The organism is Azospirillum sp. UENF 211521, from assembly GCF_058780535.1.
Genome location: NZ_JBSNCF010000001.1, coordinates 1,711,653 through 1,729,071, shown reverse-complemented (window position 1 = coordinate 1,729,071; position 17,419 = coordinate 1,711,653). Strand labels below are relative to the sequence as shown.

General features: G+C 69.2%; 15 protein-coding genes. 10 read left to right on the top strand and 5 right to left on the bottom strand.

Annotated elements, in window-relative coordinates:
* Positions 1 to 9: 9 nt before the first annotated feature.
* Together ACWPN5_RS08110 and ACWPN5_RS08105 are read left to right on the top strand one after the other, a co-directional pair.
* A complete protein-coding gene (locus ACWPN5_RS08110) occupies positions 10 to 1,254 on the top strand; it encodes a threonine ammonia-lyase (protein WP_492295137.1) in 1,245 nt (414 codons plus the stop codon).
* 296 nt (positions 1,255 to 1,550) lie between these two features.
* Entirely contained in the window at positions 1,551 to 2,912 is a 1,362-nt protein-coding gene (locus ACWPN5_RS08105) for a nucleobase:cation symporter-2 family protein (protein ID WP_492295136.1), read from the top strand.
* A 160-nt stretch (positions 2,913 to 3,072) separates the two neighbouring features.
* On the opposite strand, the gene ACWPN5_RS08100 is transcribed toward ACWPN5_RS08105, so the two are convergent.
* Positions 3,073 to 4,512: an aldehyde dehydrogenase family protein gene (locus tag ACWPN5_RS08100; protein ID WP_492295135.1), complete on the bottom strand. Its 1,440-nt coding sequence runs from the start codon at positions 4,510 to 4,512 to the stop codon at positions 3,073 to 3,075.
* Between the two features lie 345 nt (positions 4,513 to 4,857).
* On the opposite strand from ACWPN5_RS08100, the gene ACWPN5_RS08095 reads away from it, so the two are divergent.
* From ACWPN5_RS08095 to argE, 6 genes are all read left to right on the top strand, one after another.
* Complete coding sequence (locus ACWPN5_RS08095) at positions 4,858 to 6,456, top strand: ABC transporter substrate-binding protein (protein ID WP_492295134.1); 1,599 nt, start codon at positions 4,858 to 4,860, stop codon at positions 6,454 to 6,456.
* 160 nt (positions 6,457 to 6,616) lie between these two features.
* Positions 6,617 to 7,594, top strand: a complete 978-nt coding sequence (locus tag ACWPN5_RS08090; RefSeq protein WP_492295133.1) for an ABC transporter permease — start codon at positions 6,617 to 6,619, stop codon at positions 7,592 to 7,594.
* On the top strand, positions 7,591 to 8,490 hold the full coding sequence (locus ACWPN5_RS08085) for an ABC transporter permease (RefSeq protein ID WP_492295132.1): 900 nt from the start codon (positions 7,591 to 7,593) through the stop codon (positions 8,488 to 8,490). Before ACWPN5_RS08090 ends, ACWPN5_RS08085 begins: the two co-directional genes overlap by 4 nt.
* A gap of 27 nt (positions 8,491 to 8,517) precedes the next feature.
* Positions 8,518 to 9,507 carry an ABC transporter ATP-binding protein gene (locus ACWPN5_RS08080; protein ID WP_492295131.1) on the top strand — a complete coding sequence of 330 codons (990 nt, stop codon included), beginning with the start codon at positions 8,518 to 8,520 and terminating at the stop codon, positions 9,505 to 9,507.
* Positions 9,504 to 10,511, top strand: a complete 1,008-nt coding sequence (locus ACWPN5_RS08075) for an ABC transporter ATP-binding protein (RefSeq protein WP_145687205.1) — start codon at positions 9,504 to 9,506, stop codon at positions 10,509 to 10,511. Before ACWPN5_RS08080 ends, ACWPN5_RS08075 begins: the two co-directional genes overlap by 4 nt.
* Positions 10,508 to 11,704, top strand: coding sequence for an acetylornithine deacetylase (gene argE, locus ACWPN5_RS08070; protein WP_492295130.1), 1,197 nt, complete (start codon positions 10,508 to 10,510; stop codon positions 11,702 to 11,704). Before ACWPN5_RS08075 ends, argE begins: the two co-directional genes overlap by 4 nt.
* A gap of 245 nt (positions 11,705 to 11,949) precedes the next feature.
* Here the strand turns inward: argE and ACWPN5_RS08065 are convergent, their stop codons facing one another.
* The gene (locus ACWPN5_RS08065) at positions 11,950 to 12,207 is read right to left on the bottom strand and encodes a hypothetical protein (protein ID WP_109072703.1); all 258 of its coding nucleotides are present in this window, start codon (positions 12,205 to 12,207) and stop codon (positions 11,950 to 11,952) included.
* A 336-nt stretch (positions 12,208 to 12,543) separates the two neighbouring features.
* A complete protein-coding gene (locus ACWPN5_RS08060; protein ID WP_145687209.1) occupies positions 12,544 to 13,371 on the bottom strand; it encodes an SDR family oxidoreductase in 828 nt (275 codons plus the stop codon).
* A 184-nt stretch (positions 13,372 to 13,555) separates the two neighbouring features.
* On the opposite strand from ACWPN5_RS08060, the gene ACWPN5_RS08055 reads away from it, so the two are divergent.
* Together ACWPN5_RS08055 and ACWPN5_RS08050 are read left to right on the top strand one after the other, a co-directional pair.
* The gene (locus tag ACWPN5_RS08055) at positions 13,556 to 14,302 is read left to right on the top strand and encodes a hypothetical protein (RefSeq protein WP_492295129.1); all 747 of its coding nucleotides are present in this window, start codon (positions 13,556 to 13,558) and stop codon (positions 14,300 to 14,302) included.
* A complete protein-coding gene (locus tag ACWPN5_RS08050; protein WP_492295128.1) occupies positions 14,299 to 15,291 on the top strand; it encodes a BMP family lipoprotein in 993 nt (330 codons plus the stop codon). Before ACWPN5_RS08055 ends, ACWPN5_RS08050 begins: the two co-directional genes overlap by 4 nt.
* Positions 15,292 to 15,298: 7 nt before the next feature.
* Here the strand turns inward: ACWPN5_RS08050 and ACWPN5_RS08045 are convergent, their stop codons facing one another.
* Both ACWPN5_RS08045 and ACWPN5_RS08040 read right to left on the bottom strand, forming a co-directional pair.
* On the bottom strand, positions 15,299 to 16,483 hold the full coding sequence (locus tag ACWPN5_RS08045; RefSeq protein ID WP_492295127.1) for a pentapeptide repeat-containing protein: 1,185 nt from the start codon (positions 16,481 to 16,483) through the stop codon (positions 15,299 to 15,301).
* A 129-nt stretch (positions 16,484 to 16,612) separates the two neighbouring features.
* Positions 16,613 to 17,365 carry an isochorismatase family protein gene (locus tag ACWPN5_RS08040; RefSeq protein ID WP_145687217.1) on the bottom strand — a complete coding sequence of 251 codons (753 nt, stop codon included), beginning with the start codon at positions 17,363 to 17,365 and terminating at the stop codon, positions 16,613 to 16,615.
* Positions 17,366 to 17,419 lie beyond the last annotated feature (54 nt).

Here is a 17,419-nt window from a genome sequence, read left to right as displayed (position 1 = left end):
CACAGGAATATGCCGGTCACCATCGACGACATTCACGCCGCCGCCGAACGGCTGGCCGGACGCATCAGCCGCACGCCCTTCCTGCGCTCGGAAACCCTGTCGCAGATCACCGGCGCCGAGGTCTGGGTCAAGCTGGAAAACCTCCAGTTCACCGCGTCCTTCAAGGAGCGCGGGGCGGCCAACCGGCTGCTCCACCTGACGCCGGAGGAGCGGCGGGCCGGGGTGATCGCCATGTCGGCCGGCAACCACGCCCAGGCCGTGGCCTACCACGCGAAGCGGCTGGGCATCGCGGCGACCATCGTCATGCCGCGCTTCACTCCCTTCGTGAAGGTCAAGCGCACGCGCTACCACGGCGCCACCGTCATCCTGGAGGGCGACTCCCTGGCCGAAGCCGCGGCCTTCGCCCACGACCTCGCCAAGCGGGACGGGCTGGTCTTCGTCCATCCCTACGATGACGACGCGGTGATCGCGGGCCAGGGCACCGTCGTGCTGGAGATGCTGGCGGAGGTGCCGGACCTCGACGCGCTGGCCATCCCGGTGGGCGGCGGCGGACTGGCCGCCGGGGCCGCGGTCGCCGCCCGCGCGCTGCGGCCCGGCCTGGAGGTCGTCGGGGTGGAGGTGGAGACCTACCCCGCCGCCGCGCAGCGCCTCGCCGGGCAGCCGGTCAAGGTCGGCGGCCCGACCGTGGCCGAGGGCATCGCCGTGCGCGACGTCGGCGACCGGCCCATGGACATCCTGAAGCAGAACGGCTGCGACGTGGTGCTGGTGCCCGAAGCGGTGATCGAACGCGCCATCGCCATGCTGATCGAGGTGGAGAAGACCGTGGCGGAGGGCGCCGGGGCCGCCGGTCTGGCCGCCCTGCTCTTCCACCCCGAGCGCTTCCGCGGCAAGCGGGTCGGCCTGATCGTGTCGGGCGGCAACATCGACACGCGCACGCTCGCCAACGTGCTGATGCGCGGCTTCGCCCGCGACGGGCGCCTGATCAACCTGGACATCGACGTGGCCGACCAGCCCGGCGCGCTGGCCCAGGTGGCCCGCATCGTGGCCGAGTGCGGCGGCAACATCATCGACGTGCAGCACCAGCGCCTGTTCGGTGCCTTCTCCGTCAAGTCCGCCGAGGTCGCCCTGCTGATCGAGGTGGAGGACGAGGGCCACGGCGACCGCATCACCGAAGCCCTGCGCGGCGCCGGCCTGCCCGTCCGCAAGGCGGTGGTGGCGGAAGCGGCGCAACCGCTGTCCGGCGCGCGGCCCTGAGCGAACGCCCTTCGCTTGCAGCGCATTAGCCCTCTCCCCTCCGGGGAGAGGGTGGCCCGAAGGGCCGGTGAGGGGGGTGCGCTTTTGCCGGACGATCCGCCACGCGCAACCCCCTCACCCTACTCCTCTCCCCAGAGGGGAGAGGGAATATGGGGCTGCCCATGGATTGAGCATCCCTCCCGAGCACCGCCGTCTTTCGCGGCACATCCGGGCGGGCTCCACCACGATCCTCTGCCCCGCCGGTTGTGGCACGGGCCATGCATTTCGCGCCTGTTCATTCGCGGAGGTCATGGATCATGTCGTCGCTGGAATCACCAACCCGACCCCACCCGGTTGACGAGAAGCTTCCGCTGCTGCGCCTGCTGGCGCTGGGCATGCAGCATGTGATGGTGATGTACGCGGGCGCCATCGCCGTGCCGCTCATCATCGGCGGCGCGCTGAAGCTGCCCAAGGACCAGATCGCCCTGCTCATCAACGCCGACCTGTTCGCCTGCGGCATCGTCACGCTGGTCCAGACGCTGGGCTTCTGGAAGTTCGGCATCCGCCTGCCGGTGATGATGGGCGTCACCTTCGCCGCGGTCGGGCCGATGGTCGCCATGGCGGGGAACCCGTCGCTGGGGCTTCTCGGCATCTACGGCGCGGTGATCGGGGCCGGCGTCTTCGCCACGCTGGCCGCCCCGCTGGTCGGGCGCCTGCTGCCGCTGTTCCCGCCGGTGGTGACGGGGACCGTAATCGCCATCATCGGCATCTCGCTGATGCGGGTGGGCATCACCTGGGCCGGCGGCGGGGCCGGGAACCCGAATTTCGGCGATCCGCTCTATCTCGGCGTCGCGCTGTTCGTGCTGGCGGTGATCCTGCTGGTGACCAAATACGCCAAGGGCTTCTGGGCCAACATCTCGGTCCTGCTGGGCATCGTCGCGGGCTTCGCCCTGACCATGGTGCTCGGGCTGGTCAGCTTCGACGGGGTGGGACAGGCCAAGTGGGTGGACGTGATCTACCCGTTCCAGTTCGGCATGCCGGTGTTCGAGTTCTGGTCGATCCTGACCATGTCGCTGGTGATGATCGTCGTCATGATCGAATCCACCGGCATGTTCCTGGCGGTGGGCGAGATGGTCGGCCGCCCGGTGACGCCGGAGCAGTTGACCCGCGGCCTGCGCACGGACGGGCTGGGCACGCTGATCGGCGGCGTCTTCAACACCTTCCCCTACACCTCCTTCTCGCAGAATGTCGGACTGGTCGGGATCACCGGGGTGCGCAGCCGCTGGGTCTGCGTGGCCGGTGGGGCCATCCTGGTCGCCTTCGGCCTGTTTCCGAAGCTGGCGCACGTCGTCGCCTCCGTCCCGACCTATGTGCTGGGCGGAGCCGGCCTGGTGATGTTCGGCATGGTCGCGGCGACCGGCATCAAGATCCTGGCGAAGGTCGACTACACGACCAACCGCGGCAACATCTACGTCGTCGCCATCAGCATCAGCCTGGGCATGGTGCCGCTGGTCGCCGACAAGATCTTTCAGAAGATGCCGCCCTTCCTGTCGCCGCTGCTGCACAGCGGCATCCTGCTCGGCACCATCGCCGCGGTCCTGCTGAACCTGTTCTTCAACGGGCTGGGCAAAGCGACCAGCGAGGAGTTCGTCGCCGCCGCCAAAACCGCGGAGGCATAAGGGGACGAACCGTCTAGCCCTCTCCCCCTGGGGAGAGGGTGCCCGCGAAGCGGGCGGTGAGGGGGTTGTGCATTTGCCGGACGTACAGCAATGCGCACCCCCCTCATCCTAACCCTCTCCCCGGAGGGGAGAGGGGATATTCAACGCCACTTTCAGCCCCTTACGCGGCCGGCTCGCTGCCGTAGACGGACTTGGTCTCCAGGAACTCCTCGAAACCGACCTCGCCCCACTCACGGCCGATGCCGGACTGCTTGTAACCGCCGAAGGGCGCCGCGAGGTCGATGGACGCGCCGTTCAGGTGCACCATGCCGGTGCGCAGACGCTTCGCCACCGCCCGCGCCTCGTCCACCGTGCCGGCGTAGACGTAGCCGGACAGGCCGTAGAGCGAGTCGTTGGCGCTGCGGATCGCCTCCTCGATGTCCTCGTAGGGGCGGATGGTCAGCACCGGGCCGAAGATTTCCTCGCGCATGATGGTCATGCTGTCGGTGGCGCGGCTGAAGACGGTGGGCTTGGCGAAGAAGCCGCGCTCCAGCCCCTCCGGACGGCCCGGACCGCCGCACAGCAGGGACGCCCCCTCCTCGATGCCGGCCTGGATCAGGCGCTGCACCCGCTCGTACTGGCGCTGGTTGGCGATCGGGCCGACGCCCGTGCGGTCGCCGCGCGGGTCGCCGACCACCAGACGGGCACAGACCTGGGCGGCGATCTTTTCCGCCTCGTCCAGGCGGGAGGCCGGGACGTACATGCGCGACGGCGCGTTGCAGCTCTGCCCGGTGTTGGACATCATCGACCGCACGCCGTGGGTCACCGCCTTCGTCAGGTCGGCGCTCTCGCAAATGATGTTGGCGGACTTGCCGCCCAGTTCCAGCGACACGCGCTTGATGCTGTCGGCGGCGTTGTGGGAGACCGACGCGCCGGCGCGGGTGGAGCCGGTCAGCGACACCATGTCGACCAGCGGGTGCGAGGCCAGCACCGGGCCGACCACCGCGCCGTCGCCGTAGAACATGTTGAAGACGCCCGCCGGCACGCCGGCCTCGTGCAGGATCTCGGCGAAGATCCAGGCCGAATAGGGGGCGAACTCGCTGGGCTTCAGCACCATCGTGCAGCCGGTGGCGAGCGCCGGGGCAACCTTGCAGGCGATCTGGTTGATCGGCCAGTTCCACGGCGTGATCATGGCGCAGACGCCGACCGGCTCGCGCAGGATGCGGGTGGTGCCGCGGGTCCGCTCGAACGGGTACTCGCGGGCGGCCTCCAGGGCCGTCTTGAAATGGGCCAGCCCCATGAAGGCCTGCGCCGGCTTGGACAGCGCGGCCAGCGGCGCGCCCATCTCCTCGGTGATGGCGTCGGCGACCTCGTCCATGCGCTTCTCGAAGAGCGCGCAGACGGCCGCCAGCAGCTCCAGCCTCTCGTTCAGGGGGGTGCGGGAAAAGCCGTCGAAGGCGGCGTGGGCCGCCGCCACCGCGCGCTGCGCGTCCTCCGGCCCGCCGAGCGCCACGGTGCCCGACACCTGCTCCGTCGCCGGGTTCAACACCTCCATCACGGTGGCGCCCGCCGCGGGTTCGGTCCAGGCGCCGCCGATGTAGAAGGATTGGCAGGTCTTCATCTCTAATCCCCTCGCTCTCTTCGTTGGCGTTTTCGGGTGAAGCGATCCTGCCCCGTCCGGCGCCGTTTGCCAAAGCTTTCCATCGGGAAAAACCGGATAGGTCAGAAGACCGGACCCTGTTGACAGATCAATGGTTTCAAGCTCTGATCGTTGAACACATACGTGCCGGCGCCACAGTCACGGCGAGCCGAACGACAAGAATCGGGTCGCAACAACCGCGGTCCAAGGGCTGGGAGCCTGCTTCACGGGTACAATTCAAACGTACAATCAGGGGGACGAGGGATGGCCTTACGTGATCGGCATTGGCGTGATCGACGTCTTGCGGATGCGCTGCGCTCAGGAACCTTGAAACACACCCTGCCGGCGGTGGCCGCCCTGGCCCTGCTGGCCGCCGTCTCGGCACCGGCGCGGGCGGCGACCCTGACGGTCGGCACCTCGGCGGAGCCGAGCGCGCTCGACCCGCACTACCACAACCTCGGCCCCAACACGCGCGCCCGCAAGCATGTGTTCGAGTCGCTGGTCAGCATGGACGCCAAGATGCGGCTCCAGCCCGAACTGGCGGAAAGCTGGCGCGCCGTCGACGAAACCACCTGGGAATTCAAGCTGCGCAAGGGCGTGAAGTTCCACGACGGCACCGAGTTCACCGCGCAGGACTTCGTCTACTCGGTCTGCCGCATCCCGAACGTCGCCAACAGCCCGTCCTCCTTCACCGTCTACACCAAAGGCATCGCGGGGATCGAGGCGCCGGACCCGCACACCCTGATCATCAAGACCGGCAAGCCCTACCCGCTGCTGCCGGTGGAACTGTCGACCTTCGGCATCATCTCCGCCAAGGCGGCGGGCGGCGAGGCCGTCACCTTCGACAAGGCCGGCTGCAAGGCCGACTCCTGGCCGACCACCCAAGCTTTCAACGACGGCTCGCTGATGATCGGCACCGGGCCTTTCAAGCACAAGTCCTACACCAAGGGCGACCGGCAGGTGCTGGAGCGCAACCCTGACTATTGGGGACAACAGCCGGCCTGGGACACGGTGGTCTTCCGCCCGATCACCAGCGACGGGCCGCGCGTCGCCGCCCTGCTGGCGGGCGACGTGGACATGATCGAATCGCCCCCGGTGCAGGACATCGAGCGGCTGAAATCCGCCCCCAACGTCTCCCTGGCCCAGGCCCAGTCGAACCGCGTGATCTATCTGGCGCTGGGCGTCCAGGACACCCCGCCGACCATCACCGGGACCGACGGCAAGAATCCGCTGAAGGACCCGAAGGTGCGCAAGGCGTTGTCGCTGGCGGTGGACCGCGACGCCATCGTGAAGCGCATCATGATGGGCGTGGCGGAGCCGGCGAACCAGTACCTCCCCGCCGGCTTCTACGGCAACAACCCGGAGGTCACCGTCGCCACCGACGCCAACAAGGCCAAGCAGCTCCTCGCCGAGGCCGGCTACCCGAAGGGCTTCCAGCTCACGCTCGGCACGCCGAACGACCGCTACATCAACGACGACAAGGTGGCCCAGGCGGTCGCCCAGATGTTCACCCGCATCGGCGTGCAGACCCAGGTCGACGCGACCACCGCCAACGTCTTCTTCTCCAAGCGCAACAAGCAGGAATACAGCGTCTTCCTGGCCGGCTGGGGAGCGGATTCGGGCGAGATGTCCTCGCCGCTGAAGGCGCTGATCGCCACGCCGATCAAGGAGAAGGGCTACGGCACCACCAACTACACCAGCTACTCCGACCCGGAGCTGGACGGCATGCTGGACACGGCGCTGGCGACCGTGGACGACGCCAAGCGGGAAAAGCTGCTCCAGGCCGCGGTGAAGCGGGCGGTGGACGCCGACATCATCATCCCCCTGCATTACGAGGTGACGGTCTGGGCGATGAAGAAGGGGCTGAGCTACGAACCGCGCGCCGACCAGTACACGCTGGCGCAGAAGGTGACCCCCGCGAAGTGAGCGGAGCGAGCGCCGCCCTCTTTCCCTCTCCCCTCTGGGGAGAGGGTTAGGGTGAGGGGGTTGCGCTTCTATCGAACGCTCCGTAACGCGCATCCCCCTCACCGGCCCTCCGGGCCACCCTCTCCCCAGAGGGGAGAGGGTTAGACAGTAGCGGAGCGCCATGCTTGTCTTCATCCTCCGGCGGCTGGCGCAGAGCGCGGTCGTCGTGGTTGCGATGTCGGTGCTGGTCTTCGCCGGCATCTTCGCCATCGGCAACCCCATTGACGTGCTCATCAGCCCCGAGGCCGACGAGTTCGAACGCGCCGCCGCCATCGCACGGCTGGGCCTCGACAAGCCCATGCACGAGCAGTTCCTGCGCTTCGTGGACAGCGCGCTCGGCGGCGACCTCGGCACCAGCTTCGTCCATGGGGTGCCGGCGCTCGGCCTCGTGCTGCAGCGCTTCCCGGCGACGCTGGAGCTGGCGCTCTGCGCCATGCTGGTGGCGGTGGTGCTGGGCATCCCGCTGGGGCTGTGGGCCGGGCTGAAACCGGACAGCCTGGCCGGGCGGGTCATCATGACCGGCTCCATCCTCGGCTTCTCGCTGCCCACCTTCTGGGTCGGCATGATGCTCATCATGGCCTTCGCGGTGACGCTGGGCTGGCTGCCCGCGGGCGGTCGCGGCGAGACGGCGGGCCTGTTCGGCGTGCAGTGGAGCTTCCTGACCGCCGACGGGCTGGCCCATCTGATCCTGCCCGCCGTCAATCTGGCCCTGTTCAAGCTGTCGCTGGTCATCCGTCTGGCACGCGCCGGCACGCGGGAGGTCGCCTTGCAGGACTATGTGAAGTTCGCCCGCGCCAAGGGGCTGTCGCCCGCGCGCATCGTCGGGGTGCACATCCTGAAGAACATCATGATCCCGGTGGTCACCGTCCTGGGGCTGGAGCTGGGCAGCGTCATCGCCTTCTCGGTGGTCACGGAATCGGTCTTCGCCTGGCCGGGCATGGGCAAGCTGCTGATCGACAGCATCCTCCAGCTCGACCGGCCGGTGGTGATTGCCTACCTGCTGGTGACGGTGCTGCTGTTCGTCGTCATCAACCTGATCGTCGATCTGGTCTATTCGCTGCTCGACCCGCGAATCCGGCTGGGCGGGGGACGGGCATGAGCACCATCACGGCCAAGGCTCCGGCGGTCGAGACGCCCTTCCTGCGGCTGGCGCGGGACTTCGCGCGGTCGCGCACGGCGCTGGCCGGTCTGGCGGCGCTGGTGCTGATCGTGCTGGCCGCCCTGCTCGCCCGCTGGGTGATGCCGCAGGACCCCTACGACCTCGCCCAACTGGACATCCTCGACAGCATGATGGCGCCGGGATCGCTGGGCGGCGGCTGGACCTATTGGCTGGGCACCGACGACCAGGGGCGCGACATGCTGTCGGCCATCGTCTTCGGCCTGCGCACCAGCCTGCTGGTCGGGGTGGTCGCCACGCTGATCGCGCTCGCCGTCGGAGTGGCGGTCGGGCTGCTCGCCGCCTATGCGGGGGACCGGGTGGACGGGCTGGTCATGCGGCTGGTCGACATCCAGCTCTCCTTCCCGGCCATCCTGATCGCGCTGATCCTGCTGGCCCTGCTGGGCAAGGGGGTGGACAAGGTGATCGTCGCGCTGGCCGCCGTGCAGTGGGCCTATTACGCGCGGACCATCCGCGGCTCCGCCCTGGTGGAGCGGCGCAAGGAATACATCGAGGCCGCGCAGTGCCTTGCCCTGCCCCATCGGCGGATCATGATGCGCCACCTGCTGCCCAACTGCCTGCCGCCGCTGATCGTCGTTGCGACGGTCCAGGTCGCCCACGCCATCGCGCTGGAGGCGACGTTGAGCTTCCTCGGCGTCGGCGTCCCGGTGACCCAGCCGTCGCTGGGGATGCTGATCGCGTCGGGCTACCAGTACATGCTTTCGGGCGACTACTGGGTCAGCCTGTTCCCCGGCCTCGCCCTGCTGGTCACCATCGTGGCGATCAATCTGGTGGGGGACCGGCTGCGCGACGTCCTCAACCCGCGGCTCAACCATTGAAGATCAACCATTGAAAGGGGGCACGCGATGACCGAACCCCTGCTGCGCGTGGACGGGCTGAAGATCCATTTCCTGACCCGCGCCGGCACCGTGAAGGCGGTGGACGGGGTCGACCTGCGGCTCGACCGCGGCGAGATCCTCGGGCTGGTCGGCGAGTCCGGCTCCGGCAAGTCGGTGACCGGGCAATCCATCCTCGGCCTCGTCGATCCGCCGGGGCGGGTGGTCGGCGGCCGGGTGCTGTTCCAGGGCGAGGATCTGGTGGGCGCCGGGGAGAAGCGGCTGCGCGCCATCCGCGGGCGGCGCATCGCCATGATCTTCCAGGACCCGATGATGACGCTGAACCCGGTGCTGAGCATCGGCACGCAGATGGTCGAGGCCGTGCAGGCCCATGAGACGGTCGGCCGGGCCGAGGCGTGGGAACGCTCGCGCCGGGCGCTGGCCCGCGTCGGCATCGCCTCGCCCGACGAGCGGCTGGCCGCCTACCCGCACCAGTTCTCCGGCGGGATGCGCCAGCGCGTGGCCATCGCCATCGCGCTGCTGCACTCCCCCGACCTGATCATCGCCGACGAGCCGACCACCGCGCTCGACGTCACCATCCAGGCGCAGATCCTGTTCGAGGTGCAGACGCTTTGCCGCGAGACGGGGACGGCGCTGATCTGGGTGACCCACGACCTCGCCGTTGTGTCGGCTCTGGCCGACCGGGTGGCGGTGATGTACGCCGGCCGGGTGGTGGAGACCGGGACGGTGGCCGAGATCATCGGCAACCCGCGCCACCCCTACACCCGCGGCCTTCTGGAATCGGTGCCCAGCCGCAACCGGCGCGGCGTGCCGCTGCGCTCCATCCCCGGCATGACGCCCTCCGTCCTCGACCTGCCGGAGGGCTGCGCCTTCCGGCCGCGCTGCGACCGGTCCACCGGTGCCTGCACGACCATGCCCGAACTGGTGGGAGAGCGGGAGGATCGGGCTTGGCGCTGCTGGAACCCCGTCGGAGCCGAAGCGCGGGGAGACGCCGCATGAGCACCGCATCCATCATCGAACTGGACGGGCTGACCAAGCGCTTCTCGCGCAAGCTGGACGTGGTGGAGCGCTTCGCCCGCCGGCTGGGGGCGGCCATCGACGACCGGGCGGTGCAGGCGGTCAGCGGCGTGGACCTGTCCATCGCCGAGGGCGAGGTGGTCGGGCTGGTCGGCGAATCCGGCTGCGGCAAGAGCACGCTGGGCCGCATGGTCGCCGGCATCCTGCCGCCCAGCGCCGGCACCCTGCGCTGGCGCGGCCGCGACCTGCGGGAGCTGTCCCCGGCCGACCGCCACCACGCCAACCTGAAGATCCAGATGGTTTTCCAGGACCCCATGGCCTCGCTCAACCCGCGCCTGCGCGTGGCCGACATCGTCGGGGAGGCGCCGGTGGTCCACGGGCTGGTCCCCCGGCGGCAGGCGGAGGACTATGTGGCCGCGACCCTGCGGCAGGTCGGGCTGGACCCCGCCTATCTGCGGCGCTACCCGCACCAGTTCTCCGGCGGGCAGAGGCAGCGCATCGGCATCGCCCGCGCCCTGGCGGTGAAGCCGGACGTGCTGGTCTGCGACGAGTCCGTCGCGGCGCTCGACGTGTCGATCCAGGCGCAGATCATCAACCTGTTCATGCGCCTGCGCGAAGAGCTGTCGCTCACCTATCTCTTCATCAGCCACGACCTGGGCGTCGTGGAACACATTTCCGACCGCACCGCGATCATGTATCTTGGACGGATCGTGGAGTTGGCCCCGACACCGGAGCTGTTCGACAAACCCAATCATCCCTATGCCAAGGCGCTGTTGGACGAGGCGCCGCGCGTGTCCGTGGAGAAGCGGCGGTTCGCGCCGATCCGCGGAGAAATTCCATCGCCCCTCGACCCGCCGTCGGGCTGCGCCTTTCATCCGCGCTGCCCGCACGCGATGCCACGCTGTTCGGCGGAACGCCCGGCCCTGCGCGCGATCGCGCCCCGGCGCTGGTCCGCCTGCCATCTGAACGAAACCACAGGTCCATGATGCCCTCACCCGATCCCGCCGGCCCATCCGCGTGCAGCCCGCGCACGCTGGAGCTGCTGCGCGACCTGATCGCCTTCGACACGACCAGCCGCAACTCCAACCTCGACCTGATCCACTACATCCGCGACCATCTCGCGGCGCTGGGCGTGTCCAGCACGCTGGTGTTCAACGAGGAGCGGACCAAGGCCAACCTCTACGCCACCATCGGCCCGATGGACCGCGGCGGCGTCTGCCTGTCCGGCCACACCGACGTGGTGCCGGTGGACGACCAGGACTGGTCCAGCGATCCCTTCACCCTGACCGAGCGCGACGGCAAGCTGTTCGGGCGCGGCACGGCGGACATGAAGGGCTTCATCGCGGCGGCGCTGGCCATGGCGCCGGATTTCCTGGCCGCCAACCTGACGACGCCGGTCCATTACGCCTTCTCCTACGACGAGGAGCTGGGCTGCCTCGGCGTGCCCGGCCTGCTGACCCAGCTTGCCGGGATGACGGTAAAGCCGCGCCTGTGCGTCGTTGGGGAGCCGACGCGGATGCGGGTGATCGTCGGCCACAAGGGTAAGGTGGCGCTGCGCTGCCGCGTCCACGGCCACGCCTGCCACTCCTCGCTCGCCCCGCAGGGGGTGAACGCGGTGGAGTACGCGGCGGAGCTGGTGTCCTTCCTGCGCGGCATGGGCCGCCGCTTCGCCGAACAGGGGCCGTTCGACCACGATTACGACATTCCCTACACCACGGTGCACACCGGGGTGATGGAGGGCGGCACCGCCCGCAACATCGTCCCCTCCGACGCCTCCTTCGAGTTCGAGATCCGGCATCTCGCCGACCACCCCGTGGCGCCGATGCTGAAGGAGCTGCGGGACTTCGCCAAGACGCTGGAGCCGGAGATGCGCGCCGTCCGCCCCGACGCCGGCTTCTCCTGGGAAACGCTGTCGGACAGCCCGGCGCTCGACACCCCACCGGAGTCGGAGGAGGTGACGCTGGTCAAGAACCTCGCCGAGCAGAACGGCCATGGCAAGGTGGCTTTCGGCACGGAGGGCGCGCTGTTCACCAGCATCGCCAACATCCCCGCCGTGGTCTGCGGCCCCGGCGACATCGAGCAGGCCCACAAGCCCGACGAGTATGTGGAGCTGAGCGAACTCGCCCGCGCCGAGCGCTTCCTGCACCGGCTGAGGGACGCCGCACGGGTTGGGATTTGACCCAAAGGCAGGGTTGTCGCATTTGGCTAATTTAACCCTCTCCCCTCCGGGGAGAGGGTGGCCCGAAGGGCCGGTGAGGGGGTCGCGCTTTTGCCGGACGGTTCGACACGGGCATCCCCCTCACCCTAACCCTCTCCCCAGAGGGGAGAGGGGATCTCAACTGCGATAGCCCTGGACGCAATAGGGCCGGAGCGTTGCCGCTCCGGCCCCTTTTAAACTGTCCGTAGACCGTTGCGCTTCGCCGGTCAGTGGACCTCCACGCTGACGATGGCCGGCAGGGTGCGCAGGAAATTCGCACCCGTGTCGGTCGCCTCGACGACGAGGTGACCACAGCGGTCGTGCCCGCGCAGGCGGGCCTCCGCGCCCATGCCGGCGGTGCGCAGCACCTCCGACAGGTCGGACACCGCGGTGCGGACCCAGGCCCGATGCTCGGCCAGACTCTTGTACGCCGTTGCTTCCGAGTGATTCAGGGTAACGGTAAAGGTGTGCAGCTCGATGGTCATAAGAGCTCCGGAATGAACCGATTGTTCTGGGACAAGCTCAGTGTTTGACGCTGTTCGAGCATCCGCTCCGCCCCAACCGGACGGTGTGTGAAAACAAGCTGGAAAGGGACGTGCGGACACTTGCCGGTTGGCGGATTGAATCCGGGGATCAGCCGATCGGCGAAAAGGGTCCCTTTCGATTTGGGGAGCAAACAAACCGCAGTGTAATCGAAATCGGCGGCCGATGCTTGTGATATCGTGGGAACGCTGCTCTGCGCCAAGAGCGCTCACGGGACGCAAAAGGGGTAGCCGTGGCCCGGCCACCCCGCAACATGTTACGGCTCCGTCGGACCGCCCTCAATCCAGGAAGATGTCCGGCGCCAGCGGGGCGCCCGGCTTGACCGCGTAGGGCTCCAGGTCGGTGACGCCCTCCTCAGCCAGCACCTCGTCGTCGATGAAGAAGTGTCCGGTGCAGGTCCTGGCGTCGCGGGTCAGGATGGCGTGAGCGGCGTCGGCCAGGATTTCCGGCTTGCGGCAATTGTCGAACTCGGCGGCGCCCTTCAGCATGGCGATGGCCGCCGTGCCGATGATCGTGCGCGGCCACAGGGAATTCACGGCGACCTTGCCGCGGAACTCGGCGCTCATGCCCAGCGTGCACAGGCTCATCGCGTATTTGGCGATGGTGTAGGCGGTGTGGTGCTGAAACCAGCGCGGATTGAGGTTCAGCGGCGGCGACAGGGTCAGGATGTGCGGGTTCTCCGCCTTCAGCAGATGCGGCAGGCAGGCCTGGGCGCAGGCGAAGGTGCCCCGCCCGTTGACCCCCATCATCAGGTCCCAGCGCTTCAGCGGGGTGTCCAGCGTGCCGGTCAGGCTGATCGCGCTGGCGTTGTTGACCAGGATGTCGATGCCGCCGAACGCCTCCACCGTGCGGGCCACCGCCTCGGCCACCTGGGCGTCGTCGCGGATGTCGCAGAGAATCGGCAGCCCCTTGCCGCCGGCAGCCTCGACCTCCTCCGCGGCGGAGAAGATGGTGCCGGGCAGCTTGGGGTGCGGCTCCGACGTCTTGGCCGCGATGACGACGTTGGCGCCGTCGCGGGCGGCGCGCAGCGCGATCGCCTTGCCGATGCCCCGGCTGGCGCCGGTGATGAACAGGGTCTTGCCCGTCAGCGTGCGCGCGTCCGTCATATCGCTTGCCCTCCCCATGGTTCTTCCGTCGGGGCTGGCCGCCGCGGCCGCCCTGTTTGTCGGCGATGCTAGCACAGATCACCCGGGGCTCGTCCAGACGCATGCGTCATTCAATTAACCTATGCGTCAATACACCCATCCCGTCTAGACTGCGCTTGCCCTTCTCGCTCGGGAACCCCGGCCGGTGCGTCGTCTTGCCCTTGCCTTCGCGCTGATCCTCACTGCGGCGCCCGCCTTCGCGCAGGCGGTGGCGCAGCACCTGTTCTTTGAAGCGGTGCCGGCAGGCGCCCCGCCCGGAGCGTCCTACGAGGCGCGGCAGCGCCTGACCGAGCAAGCCCGGACCGAGCTGCTGCCCGCCATCCTCGACGCCGCCGGCCTGGGTGGAGCGGTCGCGGTGGCCGACCTGCGGATGGGCGGCTACCGGCTCCAGACCAACCCATCGCTCCACCTGACCCTGCGGCTGGAGGACGCGCCCGCCGACCGGCTGGCCGGGGCCATCGCCTGGAGCCTCGAACAGGAGAGCGTCCTGGTGGCGGACTTCGACAGCGCGGACGGCGCCACCGGCTACGCCCTGGTCCGCTTTCCCGCCGACAGCCTGACGCCGGAGCGCGCCCAGCGCTTCTTCCTCGCCGCCGCGGCGGAGCATGAGGGGCTCGGTGGCGGCTACACCGCCTTCGGCGACACGCTGCTGTTCCTCAACCTGCGCGGCGACGACGGGACGCCCGACAGCGGCCTGCCCGACGAGGCCTTCGCGGAGTTTTTGCGCCGCGCCGCCGACGCCTTCCCCGGCGCGGTCCTGGCCGCGACCGGGCGCGCCGACGCGCGGCTGGTCCTCCAGCCGCCCCAGCCCGACAGCCCTGCCCTCGCCCCGCTGCGGGCGCGGCACGCGGCGCTGGTGTCCGAAATTCTGACCGCCGAGCCCGCCCGATGACGACCCATCTCTCCCGCCGTTCCGTCCTGGCACTCGGTGCTGCCGGCCTCGCCACGCTCGCCGCTCCGGCGCGGGCGCAGAACTTTGCGCCGGGCTTGCTTTACGCGGTCGGGCAGAAGTTCGACAAGAGCTTCAATGAGGGCGCCTTCACCGGCGCGGAGCGGTTCAAGGAGGCCACCGGGGTCGCCTACCGCGACTATCTGCCGGCCAGCACGGCGCAGTTCGAACAGGCGGTGGCCGCCCTGCTCCGCCGCGGCGTGACCGACCTCGCGCTGATCGGCTTCTACTACGCAGCCCCGCTCGCCAGCCTCGCGCCGAAACACCCCGCCGTCCGCTTCACCCTCGTCGACGCGGTGGTGGAGGCGCCAAACGTCCAGTCCGTGACCTTCAAGGAGCAGGAGGGGTCCTTCCTCGTCGGCATGCTGGCGGCCATGGCCTCGCGGACGGGAACCGTCGGCTTCATCGGGGCGCTGGACATCCCGCTGATCCGCAAGTTCATCGCCGGCTTCCAGCAGGGCGCCCGCCACGCCCGCCCGGACGTCGGCCTGTTGGTCAATTTCGTCGGCACCACCCCCGCCGCCTTCAACGACCCGACCACCGGGGCCGAGGTGGCGAAGGCCCAGTTCCAGCGCGGTGCCGACGTGGTGTTCGCCGGGGCCGGCGTCTCCAACTTCGGCATCTTCGCGGCGGCCAAGGACGGCGGTCGCCTCGCCATCGGGGTGGACAGCAACCAGAACCACCTCTACCCGGGCACCATCCTGACCTCGATGCTGAAGCGGGTGGATCTGGCGGTGGAGCGCGCCTTCGGGGAGGGCCGCAGCGGCGCCTGGACCCCCGGCCCGCGCGCCCTCGGGCTGGCCGAGCGCGGCGTCGATTACGCGCTGGACGACAACAACCGTGCATTGGTCACCCCCGCCATGAAGGACCGGCTGGAGGAGGCGCGCGAGGCGATCATCCAGGGCCGCATCCGGGTGGCGGAGGCTTCGTAAAACCGTCTCAGGCGTATTGCGGCTCGACCCCGACGGCGAAGCTCAGGTCGGCGCCGCGCAGGGTCTCCGCCGTGGCGCGGATGCGCGTCAGGTCGGTGCCGTGCAGGATGGCGCGGGCGAGGCTGGTGTCGCGCAGGTCGGCGCCGGTCAGGCTGGCCTCGGCGAGGTTGGTCGGCCACAGGCGGCTGCCGTCCCCGGCGAGGTCCACTGGGCGCAGCCGCGCCCGCCACAACTTCGCCCCCGCCAGATTGGCGCCGCGCAGGTTGCAGCCGGACAGATCGGCGCTGGTGAAGTCCGCTTCGCGCAGGTCGCAGTAGGACAGGTCCGCCATGACCAGCTTCGCCCCGGAGAAATCCGCCCCGCGCAGCCCGCAAAAGCGCATCACGCAACCGGCCAGAAGCTGGTTGGCGAAGTTGTAGCCGCGAAGGTCGACGCGCTGCATCTCCAGCCTCAAGCCGGCGGCGGCGTTGCGCTCGACCCAGAGCTGGTGGGCGGAAATGCTGTCGGCCATCCGCCCGGCGAGGCTGACCAGTCCGGTGCCGTCCACGTCGATCCCGCGCCGCTCCAGCGTCTGGCGCAGCTCGTCGTCCAGCCGGGCGCCGCACAGCAGGGCGCCCTGCATCTCCACCCGCTCCATCACCGCGCCGATCAGATTGGCGCCGATCAGGATCGTCCCGGTCATGTCGCTGCCGGAAAAGGTCGCTCCGGCCATGTCGCAGCCGGAAAAGTCGCATTGCGCCAGACGGGCGTCGGACAGAATGGCGCGGGCCATCTTGGAGCCGATGAAGGTGGTGCTGCCGTCGGCGTTGCCCGCCGGCTTGCGCTCGTCGGCTCCCAGCATCATGCCCTTGCGCAGGTCGGCGCCGCGCAGGTTCGCCTCCTCCAGCGTGGCGCCCTCCACCCGCGCGCCGCGCAGATCGGCGCTTTCCAGGGACGCGCCGGTGAGTTCGGCCTTCGACAGGTCGGCGCCGAACAGATCGGTGCGCGACAGGTCGGCGCCGGTCAGCCGGGCGCTGCTCAGGTTCGCCCCGCTGAGCTTGGCGCTGCTGAGGTTGATGCGGCGCAGGCCCAGGCCCGACAGGTTGTGAAAGCTGAGGTCGGCGCAACGACCCTTCATGCTGGGGTCGCGCGTCAGCCACTGCTGATGCCGGACCAGCGCGTTGCGGATCGCCCTCAGATATCGCTCTTCCACGTGCGACGTCTCCGCGCCGTCCGGCCGTCTCCCCCGGCATCGCACACCGGTTGAACGTTCGGGACCCTTGCCACGCTGGGATGTTACCAGAGCCGTCGGCAAAAAGCGAAAGCCCTGATCCGCCGCACCTCAGCGCAGCGTGTCGGTCAGACGCGCGCCCCGCGACGCCATCATGTAGAGGCCCATATGGTGCGCCGGCTCCTGCGGGTGGGCGGCCGTCTCCGGCAGGCCAAGCTCCTCCGCGACCTCCGCCGGCAGATCGTAGGTGGCGCAGCCCGGCTCGTAGACCACCACGTCCTTCAGCGTCGGCATCATGCCGTGGTTGCGCGCGGACAGCAGGGTCAGGACGAAATCCATCACGCAGACGTCGGTGCAGATGCCGACCGTGACGACCGACACCAGCCGGTTGCCGTTGACCCAGTCCACCAGCCGGTTGCGCCCGGCCTTGCCGGCCGCGCCCAACTCGGTCGCACCGATGAAGAAATTGATGCAGTCCTTGGCGATCAGAGTGGCCGACGGCTCCGACTCGAGCCAAGCCAGTTCGGACACCAGTTCGTCATGGCCGGTGCCGACCAGGCAGTGCGGGGGATAGGGCGGCTCCGGCCTGTCCGGGTCGTGACGGTCCAGGGAAACGCAGATCGGCCAGCCGGCCCCGGCGAAGCGGCGGGCCAGCCGGTCCGTCTCGGCGATCATGCGCTCCACCTGGGCGTTCGGCGCCGCCGGGGCGAGCGGACCGCAACCGACGGCGGCGAACCCCTTCACCTCGTCGATGATCACCAGCCCGGTGCCCCCGGCCGGCATGGCGTAATCGCCAAGAGCCACCGGAAAGGTGCGGCGGATGGTGTCCAGCGCCTCGTCGCTGCGAGTCATCAGGTCCAGCATGGGTCCTCCCTTCAAACGGTGGAAATGTCAGTCCTGTGACCAGGGGTGCGCAAC